Raw genomic sequence first — 13,657 nt, forward strand, 5'->3', positions numbered from 1 at the left:
CCCTGATCAAACACGAGCGGCAGCTCAGCCACCGACCGACGTAATCAGGAGACCATTGTGGAACTGGCATGTCTTGACCTTGAGGGAGTACTGATCCCGGAAATCTGGATCGCATTCGCCGAGAAAACCGGCATTGAAGAACTCAAGGCCACCACCCGTGATATTCCCGATTACGACGTGCTGATGAAGCAGCGCCTGCGCATTCTCGACCAGCACGGCTACGGTTTGCCGCAAATCCAGGAAGTGATCGGTGAGCTGGACCCGCTGCCTGGTGCCAGGGATTTTCTGGACTGGCTGCGCGAGCGCTTCCAGGTGGTGATCCTGTCAGACACCTTCTATGAGTTTGCCATGCCCCTGATGAAAAAGCTGGGCTACCCGACGCTCCTGTGCCACAAACTCGAAGTCGCCGAAGACGGCCAGATCACAAACTACCTGCTGCGTCAGCGCGATCCCAAGCGTCAGTCCGTACGCGCCTTCCAGTTGCTGAACTACCGCGTCATCGCCGCCGGCGACTCCTACAACGATACCACCATGCTGGGCCAGGCTGAGCAGGGCATCCTCTTCCACGCCCCGCAAAACGTCATCGACGAATTCCCCCATTTCCCGGCCGTCCACAACTTCGACGACCTCAAGCAGGAATTCCTTAAAGCCAGCGCCGTTCACGACTGCTGATCGGTGCCCTGACGTCCGGTTCGGGGGTCAGAAGAACGCTTTCTTCTGACCCCATCTTCACCTCCCGAGGCCAGGGCTCCCGACCCCGGGGTCAGATGAAAGCTTTCATCTGACCCCAATTTCACTCCTCGCCAACCTCCAACTCTTCGAGGAACCCCATCAAAGACCCCACCTTGGCCAACGTCTCCTGGTACTCCGCCTCCGGATCCGAATCCGCCACAATGCCGCCGCCACCCCAACACCGGATGGTCCCCTCGCCATCACACAGCAACGTCCGGATCGCTATGTTGCTGTCCAGCCGGCCATCGAGCCCGTAATAAAACACCGAGCCACAGTAGGGCCCACGCCAGTGCGGTTCCAGCTCCCGTATGATCTCCATCGCCCGGATCTTCGGTGCGCCGGTGATCGAACCTCCGGGAAACGCATCAAACAGTGCTTTCAACGGTGAAACGCCATCAGCCAGTTCCGCGCGAATATGGCTGACCAGGTGGTGTACATTTCGGTAGGACTCCAGGGCAAACAACTCGTCCACTGATACGGAGCCGGTGGCCGCATTCAGGCTCAGGTCATTGCGAAGCAGGTCCACAATCATCAGGTTCTCAGCCCGGTCCTTCTCGGAGGCCTGAAGCTCATCTGCAAGCGCTGCGTCCTCCGCTGTCGTCCTGCCCCGGGGACGTGTTCCCTTGATTGGACTGGTTTTTACCGTCCGGCCCTCTATCTCAAGGAAGCGTTCCGGCGAGATGGAAAGAACTGAATATTCTCCGGCGCGGATAAAGGCGCCATAAGGCGTGGGGTTTTCCGCCGCCAGAGCCTGAAATGCACACCAGGGGTTGCCGCGAAACTTCGCCACAAACTCCTGGGACAGATTGGTCTGATAGCAGTCTCCGGCCTGGATGTAATCCCGAATGGCCTGGACACTGGCCTTGAAGGATTCCGGTGATTGCCTGGCTTTGAACGGCTCGGTAATTTTCCAGCTACACAGCTCCTGGCAATCAGCCTCAGAAAGCCAGCCGGTGATCTGCTCAATCAGGCTCTGCGGGCACTCAGGATGAATCCACAGATAATAATCATCGGTCTGCCGGTTATGGCTGGCCATCCAGAGATAAAGGCCTGCGGAAAACAGCGGCACCGGAACCGTGGGGCAGATGGGTGCGAGACGCGGCTCGCGTATATAACCGAGCTCATAGCTCAGAAAGCCAATCCAGCCACCGACGAGGCATTCAGGATTGTCTGCGCGTTCGGTGTATCTGGCGGTTTGCGATTCCATTTCCCCGGCCAACTGCACCAGCGTTTGGCTGTCCGCCTTACCCGGTTGCAAAACGTGAGTTTCCGCAGCCCCGCATGAAAACCCGCGCCAGGTCCCACGTCCCGCACCTTCTCCAACAGTACCTACGTGAACAAAATCAACCTGTTGTGAGGCATGTTGCAGCAAACGTGTGAACTCTTCCCGGGAAATCTGGCGAGTTGTAGCCGGGCTCAAGGTACCTCCGAAGAATTTTGGAAGAATGATAAACAGGGCACAAAACGGGCGTTGTCGGGTTTGTCGCGCCGCTGATCTAATGAAAAAGACGAAGAAGCAAGGGCGACTGAATGCTCGATATTTTACAGCACTAACGCCCGGCCTTCTCCAAAAGACGAAAGAATATAAGGACAAAAATTATGATGGCCAAGATGAAACTACTTTTTTTATCGGTGCTGATCGTGCTGACTTCTGCATCGCAAACGGTACTGGCGCAAGACGAAGGTGACGCCGAAATTCCGGATCGCAACGCACTCTCTGACGGAAAGCTGACCTCGGATGAAATAAAGCGATATGCGAGCCTGGCTGCCAGGCATATGCAGACTTTAACGGCCGTTGCTCGTGAAGAGGTAGGTGCAGAGCTGGAGCAAAGCGGGGTCGTCATTCCTGCCGCCTGGATGATGATGAACGATGGTGAAGTCAAGCGTGTCCGGCTGGGCGAAAGTGGCGAAAAAGCCGCCGCAACCATGAAGGTGCTGATGTTCAGGGCAGCTCTCAAGTCGCTCGCCCGACACGGTAAGATCCTCGCAACCGCAATAGTCTATGCAGGCAAAGTCGAGGAGGATGGAAACACCCGAGTGCTTGCGATTGAACATGAGCATCGTCTTGGGCTTTCAGGTCTACAGGTGGTTCCGTACCGCTTTGAGCAAGGAGACCTGAGCTTTGGCAAGCCCAACACCCAGAAAAAGCCATATGAACTCTTCTACGACGGCCGGAAAGCGGAGAGTGAGGGGCAGGAAAAGAGCAAAACGTGACGCAAATCCGTTTTGTAACCGTTCGTTTCAGTGTGGTTGAGAATTGTGAGTGCAATCACGGATTAGGACTGTAAAACAATCTTAAATGGATTTGTGGGATCACAGATCCTGCTTCGAAAAATACAGACTCACATAAAAATAATGATGAGTTCATAAGGAGATAAGAATGAAAGGCCTGAAGAAAATTGCACTTGCTACAGCCGTAGCTGCTGCCCCGTTCGCCGCACAGGCAGAACTGACGGCACTGAACGATTCCGCGATGGGTAATGTCACCGGTCAGGCCGGTGTGACCATTGAACTGGAAACCCAGGTCAGTATCGGTCAGTTCAAGTACACCGATGAAGGCTCCTTCAATGTTAACGACATTGAGCTGGGTGGTGCTGGTTTGATCACAGGCGCGAACCCGTTTTTCGACACCGACGGTGACGGCACTCCTGATCTCGCCGCTTCCCAGTTGCTGGATGATCTGGCGATCGATATTGACATCGCTGCTGACGGCGATGCGGTAGTTTCGGTTCACACCATTAGTGGGCTTCCCATCGACTGGGGCTTCACCGCTTCGTCCATGACTCTGGAAGGTACAGCTGGTGAAAGCACCACGCTGATCTCCGGCTTGAGTGCCTACGGTATGCTGGCCAAGCTCGATATCCGCGTCGACACCGAAGATGCCGCGACGACTCTGGGTGGCACCGGCGATGGTTCTCTGAACATTGATACTGCCTTTACGGTCAACAACATGAACTTTGATGTCCCGTTCCTGGCAGTTGGTATCCAAGGAATGTCCATTACTGGCGCTGGCGATAACTTTGACTACAACGGTGATGGAACTGTAGAGGCTCCCGAAACAGAACTTGGTTTGGATCTGACAGACCCTGCTCAACAGAAACAGCTGAAAATTGCTACTGGCTTCGCGAACGTCAATATGGACGTTTACAAAGGCAATGGTCTCGGTGCATCCACCGCAACCGACGTGCTGCGTGTTGACGTCAATAACGTAGTGATGGATATGAACATTGCTGGCGTTGCTATCGGCGGAACCAGCATCGGTTCTGTCGCTCTGGACAACCTGCATGTGCAGAACACCAGGCTGGCTGTTTACGGTCACTAATCTGACCTGATACCAGTGTTGGTAAAACGCCCCGCGACGCGGGGCGTTTTTTTGCCCCAAAATCTTGGCGGGGCATAAAAAAAGGCAGCTGTACCGCTGCCTTTTTTTGTTGTAGCGCGAAACTGCCAGCTACTGCTCCGGCACCGCAATAGAAAGATCAAACCCACCTCCGGCCCGCGGCGTCAAACTGATCGGCCCTTCATTGATCGCCTCCGGAATACGGATCTGATCAATCCCCGGCGGATTGCCAATCGAGAAATTCACATTCTGACCGTCGAACCCGATTCCCAACTGATCGTTCAGGAACGTCTGGGTAAACGGCTCATCCGGAATTTCCATTTGCTGGCCGAAAATCAGTGGTGGAATGGTAGGGGTGAACTCGGCGATCGGCTGCGCGGCAGCCAGCTGGTCGGTGGGGAGTAACAGGGCACGACGGATAAACTCCTCTTCCGCTGCGGCCAGTGCGTCTTCCCGGTCTTCTTCCATATACTTCTGCAGCAGATCCCGGTAGGCCTGTTCCTCGGATTCGGTGAGCACGGGTTCGCCCGGGGAAATGGTCAGGGAGCGGATGATGCGTCGCCGGTCAGCTTCGGATTTTCGTTTTTCCCTGGGTACGATGATAACCGCCGAGTCCTTGACGTAGGTTTCCACCATTTCGTCGGAGGTCAGGGCTTCCACCCCGGCGTTTGCCGCAAGGCTGGCGGTCAGGCCTGCAATGGCGCCTGCAAGCAGATGTGTGCCTTTCATGATGTGGCCTCGTCCTTTGATCTGCTTCTCAGTATTCGGTTTGTTGGACAGTTTTTCAACCGAGTGCGGGCGGGATTGTGATCAGTCTCTTTGAATTGTCAGTATCTTTATAAAAAGCCGCAGTTTCATTGGTATAGTCGTGGAACTTTTCCGTTCGTAAATGGCCAGAAGGGCAGGATGATCAAAGTATTTCGCGAACGCTGGCAGCGCTGGGTGAATCGGCGGGTCCCCCGATCAGACAGTCAGTCTTTCAATCAGAAAAACATTTTTATTCTCCCGACCGGGGCCGGTGTGGTCTTCGGTATCTTGCTGTTGGTGATGCTGATCACGGGCATCAATTACCAGAACAGCCTCATTTATCTCACCACGTTTCTTCTGGGAGCACTGTTTGTCGGCGCCATGCATCAAACCCACCGTAACCTCTCAGGTCTGCAGTTAACAGTCATGCAACCAGGTGAGGGATTTGCCGGTGACGAAGTGCCCTACAGGTTTCGCGCGTCCGCGGGTCAAGGTCCGGCCATTTCAATACGCCTTTCCTGTGAGGATTCCAGGGTTGCCCCATTCCATATCGCGGCAGGGCAGGCAATGGATGTGACCTTGCTGGTTACTTCAGCCCATCGCGGGTATCTCAGGCCGGAAATGATTCGGGTCGAAACCCGCTTTCCTTTCGGATTGCTCAAAGCCTGGTCGTGGATCAGGCCGGTATCGCCGGCGATCATCTTTCCCCGGCCCGTGGTTGCGCCAGATTCCGGCAGCACGGTTGAAGACGGAGACGAGGACAGTGCCCAGCGTGCAACCATCGGAAATGATAACGCGGACCTTCGCCCCTGGCGCGAGGGTGACTTGAGTCAGCGCGTCATGTGGAAACGCTACGCCCGTACGGGACAGATGGTGGTGGCGGACTGGGAAGGCGAGCAGGGCAACCCGCAGTGGCTGGACTTCTATGCGTTTGCGGGTGCGGACAACGAGCTGAGACTGAGTTACCTCGCCTGGCAGGTGCTGGAGCGGGCCAGGGGCAATACTCCGTTCGGTCTGAATCTGCCGGGGCAGGTGATTGAGCCCGATCACGGGCCTGCTCACGTTAACCGCTGTTTGCGTGCCCTGGGAGTGTGGGGAGAGGTTCCCCCGAGAGATTCCGTTGCAGCTGCGCATGGCACGCGATGGCATGAAACTGTGCGGGAGAAGGAAGCTCCGGTATGAAACTGCCCCCGGCTTTCGCTTCTGGGCGGGAGGCAGTAAAGCCTGAAAATGCCTTGCCCTCGAATGCCCTGCTGTGGCTGATCGGCAGTTTTGCGATCCTGTTGGCGCCCCAGTGGGACCGGCTTCCGGTATGGCTCGTCGTCGCCTGCGGGATACTCGCGCTATGGCGCTGGCTTGCGCAGGAAGGCAGGGTCCGGCTGCCCGGGCGCTGGTTGCGCAGTGGTATCATGCTGGTGCTGATCGCTGTTTATGTTGCCACAGTGCAAGGCCGGTTCACCGTGGATACTGCGGCGTCGTTCTTTGTGCTGGCGGTGGGGCTGAAGTGGCTGGAAACCCGTTCGGCGCGGGATTTCTACGTGCTGTTTTTCATTCTTGTGTACCTGGCCGGGGTCAACTTCCTGTTCCAGCAGAACATCCTCTGGGCACTGGTAAACTTCCTGGCAGTGGCGCTGCTGTTGGTTGGGTTGCAGGTGCTCAATGCTCCGGACCTGCCCAGCGATATGCCCTCCGGCTGGCGCCGCCTGGGCGGACTGCTGCTGAAAACCTTGCCGGTTGTGGTGCTGCTGTTTGTTTTCTTCCCCCGCATGGCACCGCTCTGGAGTGTGCCTCTGGTGTCGGGAGAGGCCCGCTCGGGGATAACCGACACCATGCGACCGGGCGACATTTCAAATCTGGCGCAGAGCAGCGAGCGGGCCTTCCGGGCAACGTTCGGAGGCGAAATGCCCGCCTATCGCGATCGTTACTGGCGTGGTCTGGTGCTGGATTACCTCGATGGTGAAACCTGGCGCCAGGGCAGAGGCGAGCGTTTCCGCCGCCCGGGTCGCATTGCCATGGACGGAGGTGTTGGGGCGCTGGGCGACCGCGAATATGACGTGTTGATGGAGCCGACCGATCAGCGCTGGGCGTTTGCCCTTGAGGGCTCCTCGGCGATCTCTGACAACGTGGTGGAAGAGGGCGATGATCTGTTCCGCTTCCGCCGCCCCGCGGACAGCCCGATGCGTTACCGCCTGAGCCTCGATGAGTCCCCGGTGGGTGGTGATGGGAATGAGCTGGGCGTGGCAGAGCGGCGCCGGTTTTTGCAGCTTCCGGCCTCCGGAAACCCGAGGGCCCGGGAGCTGGCTCGTGAGTTGGAGCAGCGCTTTTCTGATGAAGGCATTGTGGATTCGTTGCTTGGTCGTTTCCGGGAGCAGCAGTACTTCTACACCCTGCGGCCGCCGGCCATGCCCGATGACGGGGTTGATGCCCTCCTGTTCGATGTCAAGCGGGGCTTTTGCGCCCACTATGCGGGTGCGACCACGTTCGTGCTGAGAGCAGCAGGTATTCCGGCCCGAGTGGTTGTCGGTTATCAGGGGGGGGAGCCCGGAGCGGGTGGCGAATACCTGATCGTGCGGCAATACGACGCCCATGCCTGGGTTGAAGCATGGCTGGATGGCCGGGGGTGGGTGAGGATTGATCCAACCGCAGCGATTTCCCCGGAACGGATTGAGTCCGGCCTCAGGGACGCAGTGGCTGGGGAGGGTTCCTTCCTCGAAGACGAGGTTCTGTCGGCCCAGAAGTACGGTGACATGGCGCTGGTGCAATGGGCCAGCCTCCAGCTCGATCGCATTAACTACCAATGGCAGCGGTGGGTGGTCGGTTACCAGGGGCAAAGCCAGATGGACCTGATGTCACGCTTGCCGGGAGGTATCGGGATGCGAGAGCTTGGCTATCTGACTGCCGGCGTTGTCGGTGCTGGATTGCTGGTTGCCGGCATTTTTTCAGCCTTGCAGCTGCGTCGGGGTGAACGCCGGGACGACTTCCAGAAAGTGCTGCTATCCTGGCATCGGACCTGCGAGAGTGTCGGCGTTCCGGTCCGGCAGGGTGAAACGCCCAGTACCCTTGCAGACCGGCTGGCGCAAGCCCGGCCCTCGGTTACCGAAACAGCCCGACGTTTTGCCCGGATGGTGAACAGCCATTACTATAAGGCGGCATCTGAATCCGACGATCAGGAACTGCGGCGCATGCGGCGGTTACTTGGCACCATGAAACGCCAGTTGCGGGAAACCTCGCCGCGGCGCCAGTCAAACAGAGAATCCGGACCAGCAAAGTGACCGATATTGCCCGAGACATGCCCTGGCTCGAACGGGCCTGGCAACAGATCCAGGCTCGCGTAGCCGACGACCGCCTGCCCCATGCCTTGATTATCAACGGTGAGCGGGGTGTCGGTAAGCGTGCCTGGGCGGAAGCGGTGGCGGGATTGCTGCTTTGCGACCGGCCGGTCAAGAATGAAGCGGGTCTCCCTGTGGCCTGTGGCCAGTGTAAGCAGTGTGGGCTTGTTGCCGCCGGCAGTCATCCGGATGTACGGATCTACGCGCCGGAAAAATCCCGAATGGTGAAGGTAGATCAGATCCGTGCTTTGTCTTCCTTTGCGGTGGGTTCTCCCCAGGTCGCCCATCACAAGGTGGCGATCATTGACCGGGCCGACCAGCTCAACGTCAATGCAGCAAATGCCTTGTTGAAAACGCTGGAGGAACCGCTGCCGGACGTGACGCTGCTGCTCTTGCAGGAAAGTGGGCGTCCGGTACTGCCGACCATTCATTCCCGTTGCCAGACCCTGAATATCCCGGTTCCGGCCCGTGAGCAGGCGGAGCGGTGGCTGGTCGCGCGCGTAACGGAGCTGGACGAAGACCAGCGTCCCTCCGCAGAGGCGCTGGCCAAGGCCCTGATGCTGGCGGGTAACGCACCCCGATTGGCTCTCGAGTATGTCAATGGTGATTTTCTCAAGCTCAGGGATGACGCATTCGACAGCTTCCGTCAGTTCATGAAGGGGCAGCTGCCGTTGGCTGAGGCCGCCAAGGCGTTCAAGACCATGGGGCTGGAAGATTCACTGTTTCTGTTTGAGGGCTGGGCCGCCGACCTGGCTCGTATGGCCGCCGGTGGCCAGCCAGCAGATTCCGAAGCGGCAGATATGCTCGGATTTCTCGCCAGGCGGAACCCGGCCTGGCGGGCCCACGAGTTGTTGGACATGATTCGTGAGTCCAGAGCTGCCGGCGTTTATAACGCCAATCCCGAACTCGAGGCCAGTCGCCTGCTACTTGCCTGGCAGGCCCTGATGCCCAGGCGGCGAAGAGCAGGTTGATGGCATTCCTGCCCGGGGCTACGCCTATGGGGGTGCTACCTGCTATGATTTCGAAACGACAGGGATTTTCGTATCCCGGTATGAACGATTTACCGTGACAACACAATAAAAGGTGTCAGATATGGGCCCAGGTTTTGGCGCGCGCAGTGGCATTCTCACCCTGACCATCAAGGATAAGGCAGTGCTGTATGCCGCCTACATGCCGTATATCCGTCAGGGCGGTCTGTTTATCCCGACCCAGAAGCAGTATCAGCTTGGTGATGAGGTTTTCCTCCTGCTTAACCTGATGGACGAGCCCGAGAAGATCCCCGTGGCCGGAAAGGTTATCTGGATAACGCCTAAGGGTGCCCAGGGAAACCGGGCCGCAGGTATCGGTGTTCAGTTCAACGGTGATGATGAAACTGCTCGGACGAAGATTGAATCCTACCTGGCCGGCTCCCTGAGCTCTGATCGCCCCACGCACACCATGTGAGGCGGCACGCTTCATGAATGATATGTCTGAAACCATCAGGTCAGCCGGCAGATTGTGTTGCTCGGAAACCGTCTGGCAACTCGAGAATATAAGCCTGGCGGGTCTTTCATGGTCCGCCAACCCCGGAATCGCAGGACAACCACCAGTCCTGATGCTTCATGGTTGGCTGGATAACAGTCTTACCTTTACCAGGCTGGCACCCGAAATCGCAAAAATTACCGATGTTCATGCCATTGATATGGCTGGCCATGGAAAATCCGGCCACCGGTCTCCGGGACAATCCTATCTGCTGATGGATTATGTGGCCGATCTTGCGGAGGTGATTGAGCGCCATTTCAGTGAGGCGGGCGAAAGCCGAGTCGATCTGGTGGGGCATTCGCTCGGCGGCATCGTCAGCGCCCTCTATGCGGCTGCATTCCCGGAAAGGGTCCGGCACCTGGTGATGATTGACAGTCTCGGTGCCATCAGCCGCCCGGTAAAAGAAACCATTCCCCAGTTGCGAAGAGCCATCAGAAAGCGCCTGAACGGATCCGGCAAGTCGGTGGTTTACCCGGATCTGAAAACAGCGGCCAAGGCCCGGGAAGGAGGTGTCAGCCCGCTTAGCCATGAGGCCGCACTCACCCTCGTTCCCCGAAACATGAAACCGTTTCGAGACGGTTACGTATGGTGTACTGATCCGCGTTTGCGACACCCGTCGCCTCTCATGATGACGGAAGAGCAGGTATTGGCGTCACTGGAGGCCATCGAAACTCCAACGTTGTTTGTCCGCGCCGAAGAAGGCCTCCTTGCGCAGCGCAAGGGCCTGAATGACCGGGCAGAGCGGATCAGGAATCTCACAGTGGCGGATGTTCCGGGCGGACACCATTGCCATCTCGATGGTGATACCGGGCCGGTCGCAGAGGCGGTAAAGGCATTTCTGACCCATGGTTAAACAATTGAGCACAAAGCGGTTGGTCAAATCCCTTGGCGGGGTGTTGGTCCTGTTGGCTACACTTTCTATGGAAGCGGTTGCATCCGGCTTTCCGGAACCGTTTCCGCAGTCCGAGCTCGAGACGAGTACGGGGATTCAGTCTGGCGGGCACCTGGTGCTGTTTAGTCCGGTGCGCGAAGTGAATGATGAAATCCGTTCCGAGACCATGGCCCGGTTGCCGGTGTCAGGGGAAGGGCGGATGTACCTGCTGAACCGGGATGCAAGTCGGGAAGAAGCGCGGGATTACTACCAGCGATTGTTGCAGGCGCGAAACGCCAGCGTTCTCTTCGAATGTTCCGGTGTCAGCTGTGGCCGGAGCGTAATCTGGGCCAACCGCATTTTCGGTCAGGCGGTCCTCAACGGCAGGGATTCGCAGCAGGATTACCTGGTTGCCGGTTCGCTGGCTGAGGATGGAACCCGCTGGTTGACGCTTGTTTACACCGTAACTCGCGGGAATCTGCGGGAATATGTATGGGTAGAACACTTTAGTCTTGGCGACGGGGCCGTTGTGCCTGGATTTGACACCGTCTCCGACAGGATTTTCGGGCCACTGATTGTCCCTTACGAGGGCGGCTTTACCTATAAGTTCGAATGGGAGGCGACCGACCGCCGCAACCTGCGGGAGCGCGCCGCGGAAGAGGGTGCTGTGGTTGTGTTGGTCGGTTTTTCATCTCTTGGCGCGGAGGAATCGCTGGATGATTCCCTTGAGCGCGCCAGGGGTGCGACGGAATCCCTTTCCGAGGTATTGGCGAGAATCGGGATACCCGGTGAGCAGCAGAAGATACTGGTGGTTGGCCCCTTCATACCCATGGAGAACCCGGATCGCCAGGGAGATCGGGTGGAAGTAACCGTCATTTCGAGGTGAGATCATGGCCAAGGAACCGGATACCAATGGCGACGCCCCGGATAAGCCGGATTCGGAGAGTCCCCAGGATAATATTTCCAAGGTTCTCCAGAGTTCCGACGTCTCTGCGGCGGAGGCTCCTGCAGATACCCGGAAACACCCGGCCGGCACCAAACGCAAGCAGACCGTTGCGCTGACCCTCGGAAGCGGAGGGGCACGGGGCTATGCCCACATTGGCGCCATAGAAATCCTGGCGGAGCGCGGTTACGAAATCGTGGCGATTTCGGGTTGCTCCATGGGGGCATTGATCGGCGGCATGTACGCGGCCGGAAAGATGAAAGACTACAAGGACTGGGTGACCGGGCTGGGCCAGTTTGACGTGCTCAAGCTTCTGGATGTCACGTTCAGCTCCGTGGGTGCCATTCGGGGAGAGAAGATTTTTTCGGTGGTGCGGGACATGCTGGGCGATACCCGCATCGAGGATCTTCCATTGGCGTATACGGCGGTCGCAACCGACCTGCTTGCCCACAAGGAGGTCTGGTTCCAGGAGGGCCCGCTGGACCAGGCTATCCGCGCGTCGGTGGCCATCCCCAGCGTTGTCACTCCGCTGGTGCTGAATGGTCGTGTGCTGGTGGATGGTGCGTTGCTGAACCCCTTGCCCATCATTCCTACCATTTCTGCCCACGCGGACCTCATTGTTGCGGTCAATCTCAGCGGCGAGGATGACCGGCGCCAACGGATTCCGGATGCGGCTTTTGTCCATGATCAGGATGCCTCGGACATGGAGGAGTGGGTTGATGCTATCCGCGACAAGGCGTCACGCTGGTTTGACTGGGATACCATCAAGTCGCTGGGCTCCCGGAAGGCTGACAATGGCGAGAGTGCCGAGGAGAAACTGAGCAAGGAATTGCACAAGAAAGAGAATCACAAGCACCATGGAAAGAAGCCAGCGGAGAAAAAAAATCAGGAAGATCACGAAACCATAGACTGGGACAAGCTGGGCATCGGCAAATTCGACGTGATGAACCTGACCATTGAAACCATGCAGAGTGCATTGGTTCAGTACAAGATCGCTGGTTATCCCCCGGATCTCCTCGTCAACGTACCCAAGAACGCCTGCCGAACCTATGACTACCATAAGGCTCCGGAGCTTATTCAGCTTGGGCGGGAGCGGATGACGGCGGCGCTTGACCGGTTCGAGGCAAACAGGAGCAGTTCCGGCCCGTTGGCTATCTGAGTCGTGTCTGGATGGGTTTAGGCTGCAGGAGCGGGGCTAAACAGCGTATAATCCCGCGCTGACATGCGCCAGAACAGGAAAAGATCCTTGTGACCAGCCCCATCGATGACCTCCAGACCGTTCGCGATTACCTTCGCTTTGCCTCGACGCAGTTTGCCGCGTCTCCACTGTTCTTTGGCCACGGCACTGATAATGTCTGGGATGAGGCTGTTCAACTGGTGATGCGCAGCCTGAACCTGCCGCTGGAAAACAACACCCTGTTTCTCGATGCCCGACTTACCCGGGACGAACGGGCCACGATACTCGACCGGATCGAACGTCGGGTGAATGAGCGTGTCCCGCTCGCGTACCTCCTCGGTGAGGCATGGTTCATGGGCATGCCGTTCCATGTTGACGAGCGTGTGCTGGTTCCCCGGTCGCCGATCGGTGAGCTTCTGGAAAACGGCCTCCAGCCCTGGTTGGGTGATACCGAAATCAGCCGGGTTCTGGATCTTTGTACCGGTAGTGGTTGTATCGGCATTGGGGCGGCCATGGTGTTCGAAGAGGCGGAAGTGGACTTGTCCGATATTTCCGGGGATGCGCTGGCGGTAGCGGAGTCGAATATTGATCTTCATGACGTCCGCAACCGGGTCCATACCGTACAGTCTGATGTATTCGAGAACATTACCGGCCGCTACGACGTTATCCTGAGTAACCCGCCGTATGTCGATGCGGAGGACCTCGCGGACATGCCGGACGAGTACCGCCATGAGCCGGAACTTGGGCTGGCAGCGGGCGCGGATGGCCTGGATATCGCACACCGGATCCTCGCGAAGGCGGCTGACCACCTCACCGAAGATGGTCTGCTGATCGTGGAAGTGGGCAACAGCTGGGTCGCCCTGGACCAGGCCTATCCGGACCTGCCGTTCACTTGGCTTGAGTTTGAAAACGGCGGTGACGGCGTGTTCCTGCTGCGGGCGGGAGATCTTCGAGCCTGGCGGGCCCGAAGTTAAACCAAATTCTCACAAGAACTGGA

Annotated in this window: 13 protein-coding genes; 11 read left to right on the forward strand and 2 right to left on the reverse strand. The window is 57.9% G+C overall.

Annotated elements, in window-relative coordinates; genetic code table 11:
- Window positions 1-57: 57 nt before the first annotated feature.
- Window positions 58-672 carry a bifunctional phosphoserine phosphatase/homoserine phosphotransferase ThrH gene (thrH, locus tag MD273_RS07275; protein ID WP_239037076.1) on the forward strand — a complete coding sequence of 205 codons (615 nt, stop codon included), beginning with the start codon at window positions 58-60 and terminating at the stop codon, window positions 670-672.
- Between the two features lie 121 nt (window positions 673-793).
- Here the strand turns inward: thrH and pabB are convergent, their stop codons facing one another.
- Window positions 794-2,152: an aminodeoxychorismate synthase component I gene (pabB, locus tag MD273_RS07280; protein WP_239037077.1), complete on the reverse strand. Its 1,359-nt coding sequence runs from the start codon at window positions 2,150-2,152 to the stop codon at window positions 794-796.
- A 179-nt stretch (window positions 2,153-2,331) separates the two neighbouring features.
- On the opposite strand from pabB, the gene MD273_RS07285 reads away from it, so the two are divergent.
- Both MD273_RS07285 and MD273_RS07290 read left to right on the forward strand, forming a co-directional pair.
- On the forward strand, window positions 2,332-2,946 hold the full coding sequence (locus tag MD273_RS07285; protein ID WP_239037078.1) for a hypothetical protein: 615 nt from the start codon (window positions 2,332-2,334) through the stop codon (window positions 2,944-2,946).
- A 166-nt stretch (window positions 2,947-3,112) separates the two neighbouring features.
- Window positions 3,113-4,054, forward strand: a complete 942-nt coding sequence (locus tag MD273_RS07290; RefSeq protein WP_239037079.1) for a DUF6160 family protein — start codon at window positions 3,113-3,115, stop codon at window positions 4,052-4,054.
- A gap of 129 nt (window positions 4,055-4,183) precedes the next feature.
- On the opposite strand, the gene MD273_RS07295 is transcribed toward MD273_RS07290, so the two are convergent.
- On the reverse strand, window positions 4,184-4,801 hold the full coding sequence (locus MD273_RS07295) for a hypothetical protein (RefSeq protein WP_239037080.1): 618 nt from the start codon (window positions 4,799-4,801) through the stop codon (window positions 4,184-4,186).
- Window positions 4,802-4,978: 177 nt separating this feature from the next.
- Here MD273_RS07295 and MD273_RS07300 point away from each other — a divergent pair, with 177 nt between their 5' ends.
- The 8 genes from MD273_RS07300 (at window position 4,979) to prmB (ending at window position 13,634) form a co-directional block, all read left to right on the forward strand.
- The gene (locus MD273_RS07300) at window positions 4,979-6,001 is read left to right on the forward strand and encodes a DUF58 domain-containing protein (protein WP_239037081.1); all 1,023 of its coding nucleotides are present in this window, start codon (window positions 4,979-4,981) and stop codon (window positions 5,999-6,001) included.
- The gene (locus MD273_RS07305; RefSeq protein ID WP_239037082.1) at window positions 5,998-8,091 is read left to right on the forward strand and encodes a transglutaminase TgpA family protein; all 2,094 of its coding nucleotides are present in this window, start codon (window positions 5,998-6,000) and stop codon (window positions 8,089-8,091) included. The genes MD273_RS07300 and MD273_RS07305 overlap by 4 nt, the downstream gene beginning before the upstream one ends.
- Window positions 8,088-9,119: a DNA polymerase III subunit delta' gene (gene holB, locus MD273_RS07310; protein WP_239037083.1), complete on the forward strand. Its 1,032-nt coding sequence runs from the start codon at window positions 8,088-8,090 to the stop codon at window positions 9,117-9,119. The genes MD273_RS07305 and holB overlap by 4 nt, the downstream gene beginning before the upstream one ends.
- Window positions 9,120-9,240: 121 nt before the next feature.
- Window positions 9,241-9,591 carry a PilZ domain-containing protein gene (locus MD273_RS07315; RefSeq protein WP_008171779.1) on the forward strand — a complete coding sequence of 117 codons (351 nt, stop codon included), beginning with the start codon at window positions 9,241-9,243 and terminating at the stop codon, window positions 9,589-9,591.
- A 151-nt stretch (window positions 9,592-9,742) separates the two neighbouring features.
- On the forward strand, window positions 9,743-10,522 hold the full coding sequence (locus MD273_RS07320) for an alpha/beta fold hydrolase (protein WP_239037084.1): 780 nt from the start codon (window positions 9,743-9,745) through the stop codon (window positions 10,520-10,522).
- 52 nt (window positions 10,523-10,574) lie between these two features.
- The gene (locus MD273_RS07325; RefSeq protein WP_353050301.1) at window positions 10,575-11,426 is read left to right on the forward strand and encodes a DUF4892 domain-containing protein; all 852 of its coding nucleotides are present in this window, start codon (window positions 10,575-10,577) and stop codon (window positions 11,424-11,426) included.
- 4 nt (window positions 11,427-11,430) lie between these two features.
- Window positions 11,431-12,642, forward strand: coding sequence for a patatin-like phospholipase family protein (locus MD273_RS07330; protein WP_239037085.1), 1,212 nt, complete (start codon window positions 11,431-11,433; stop codon window positions 12,640-12,642).
- Window positions 12,643-12,731: 89 nt separating this feature from the next.
- Window positions 12,732-13,634: a 50S ribosomal protein L3 N(5)-glutamine methyltransferase gene (gene prmB / locus MD273_RS07335; RefSeq protein WP_239037086.1), complete on the forward strand. Its 903-nt coding sequence runs from the start codon at window positions 12,732-12,734 to the stop codon at window positions 13,632-13,634.
- Window positions 13,635-13,657 lie beyond the last annotated feature (23 nt).

It is taken from the genome of Marinobacter sp. C7, assembly GCF_022343555.1.
GTDB lineage: Bacteria > Pseudomonadota > Gammaproteobacteria > Pseudomonadales > Oleiphilaceae > Marinobacter.

What these genes read in the sequence shown, in the direction of transcription:
- MD273_RS07285 (WP_239037078.1), top strand. Translation starts at nt 2,332, where the DNA reads ATGATGGCCAAGATGAAACTACTTTTTTTATCGGTGCTGATCGTGCTG.
- MD273_RS07290 (WP_239037079.1), top strand. Translation starts at nt 3,113, where the DNA reads ATGAAAGGCCTGAAGAAAATTGCACTTGCTACAGCCGTAGCTGCTGCC.
- MD273_RS07295 (WP_239037080.1), bottom strand. Translation starts at nt 4,801, where the DNA reads ATGAAAGGCACACATCTGCTTGCAGGCGCCATTGCAGGCCTGACCGCC.
- MD273_RS07300 (WP_239037081.1), top strand. Translation starts at nt 4,979, where the DNA reads ATGATCAAAGTATTTCGCGAACGCTGGCAGCGCTGGGTGAATCGGCGG.
- MD273_RS07305 (WP_239037082.1), top strand. Translation starts at nt 5,998, where the DNA reads ATGAAACTGCCCCCGGCTTTCGCTTCTGGGCGGGAGGCAGTAAAGCCT.
- MD273_RS07315 (WP_008171779.1), top strand. Translation starts at nt 9,241, where the DNA reads ATGGGCCCAGGTTTTGGCGCGCGCAGTGGCATTCTCACCCTGACCATC.
- MD273_RS07320 (WP_239037084.1), top strand. Translation starts at nt 9,743, where the DNA reads ATGCTTCATGGTTGGCTGGATAACAGTCTTACCTTTACCAGGCTGGCA.
- MD273_RS07330 (WP_239037085.1), top strand. Translation starts at nt 11,431, where the DNA reads ATGGCCAAGGAACCGGATACCAATGGCGACGCCCCGGATAAGCCGGAT.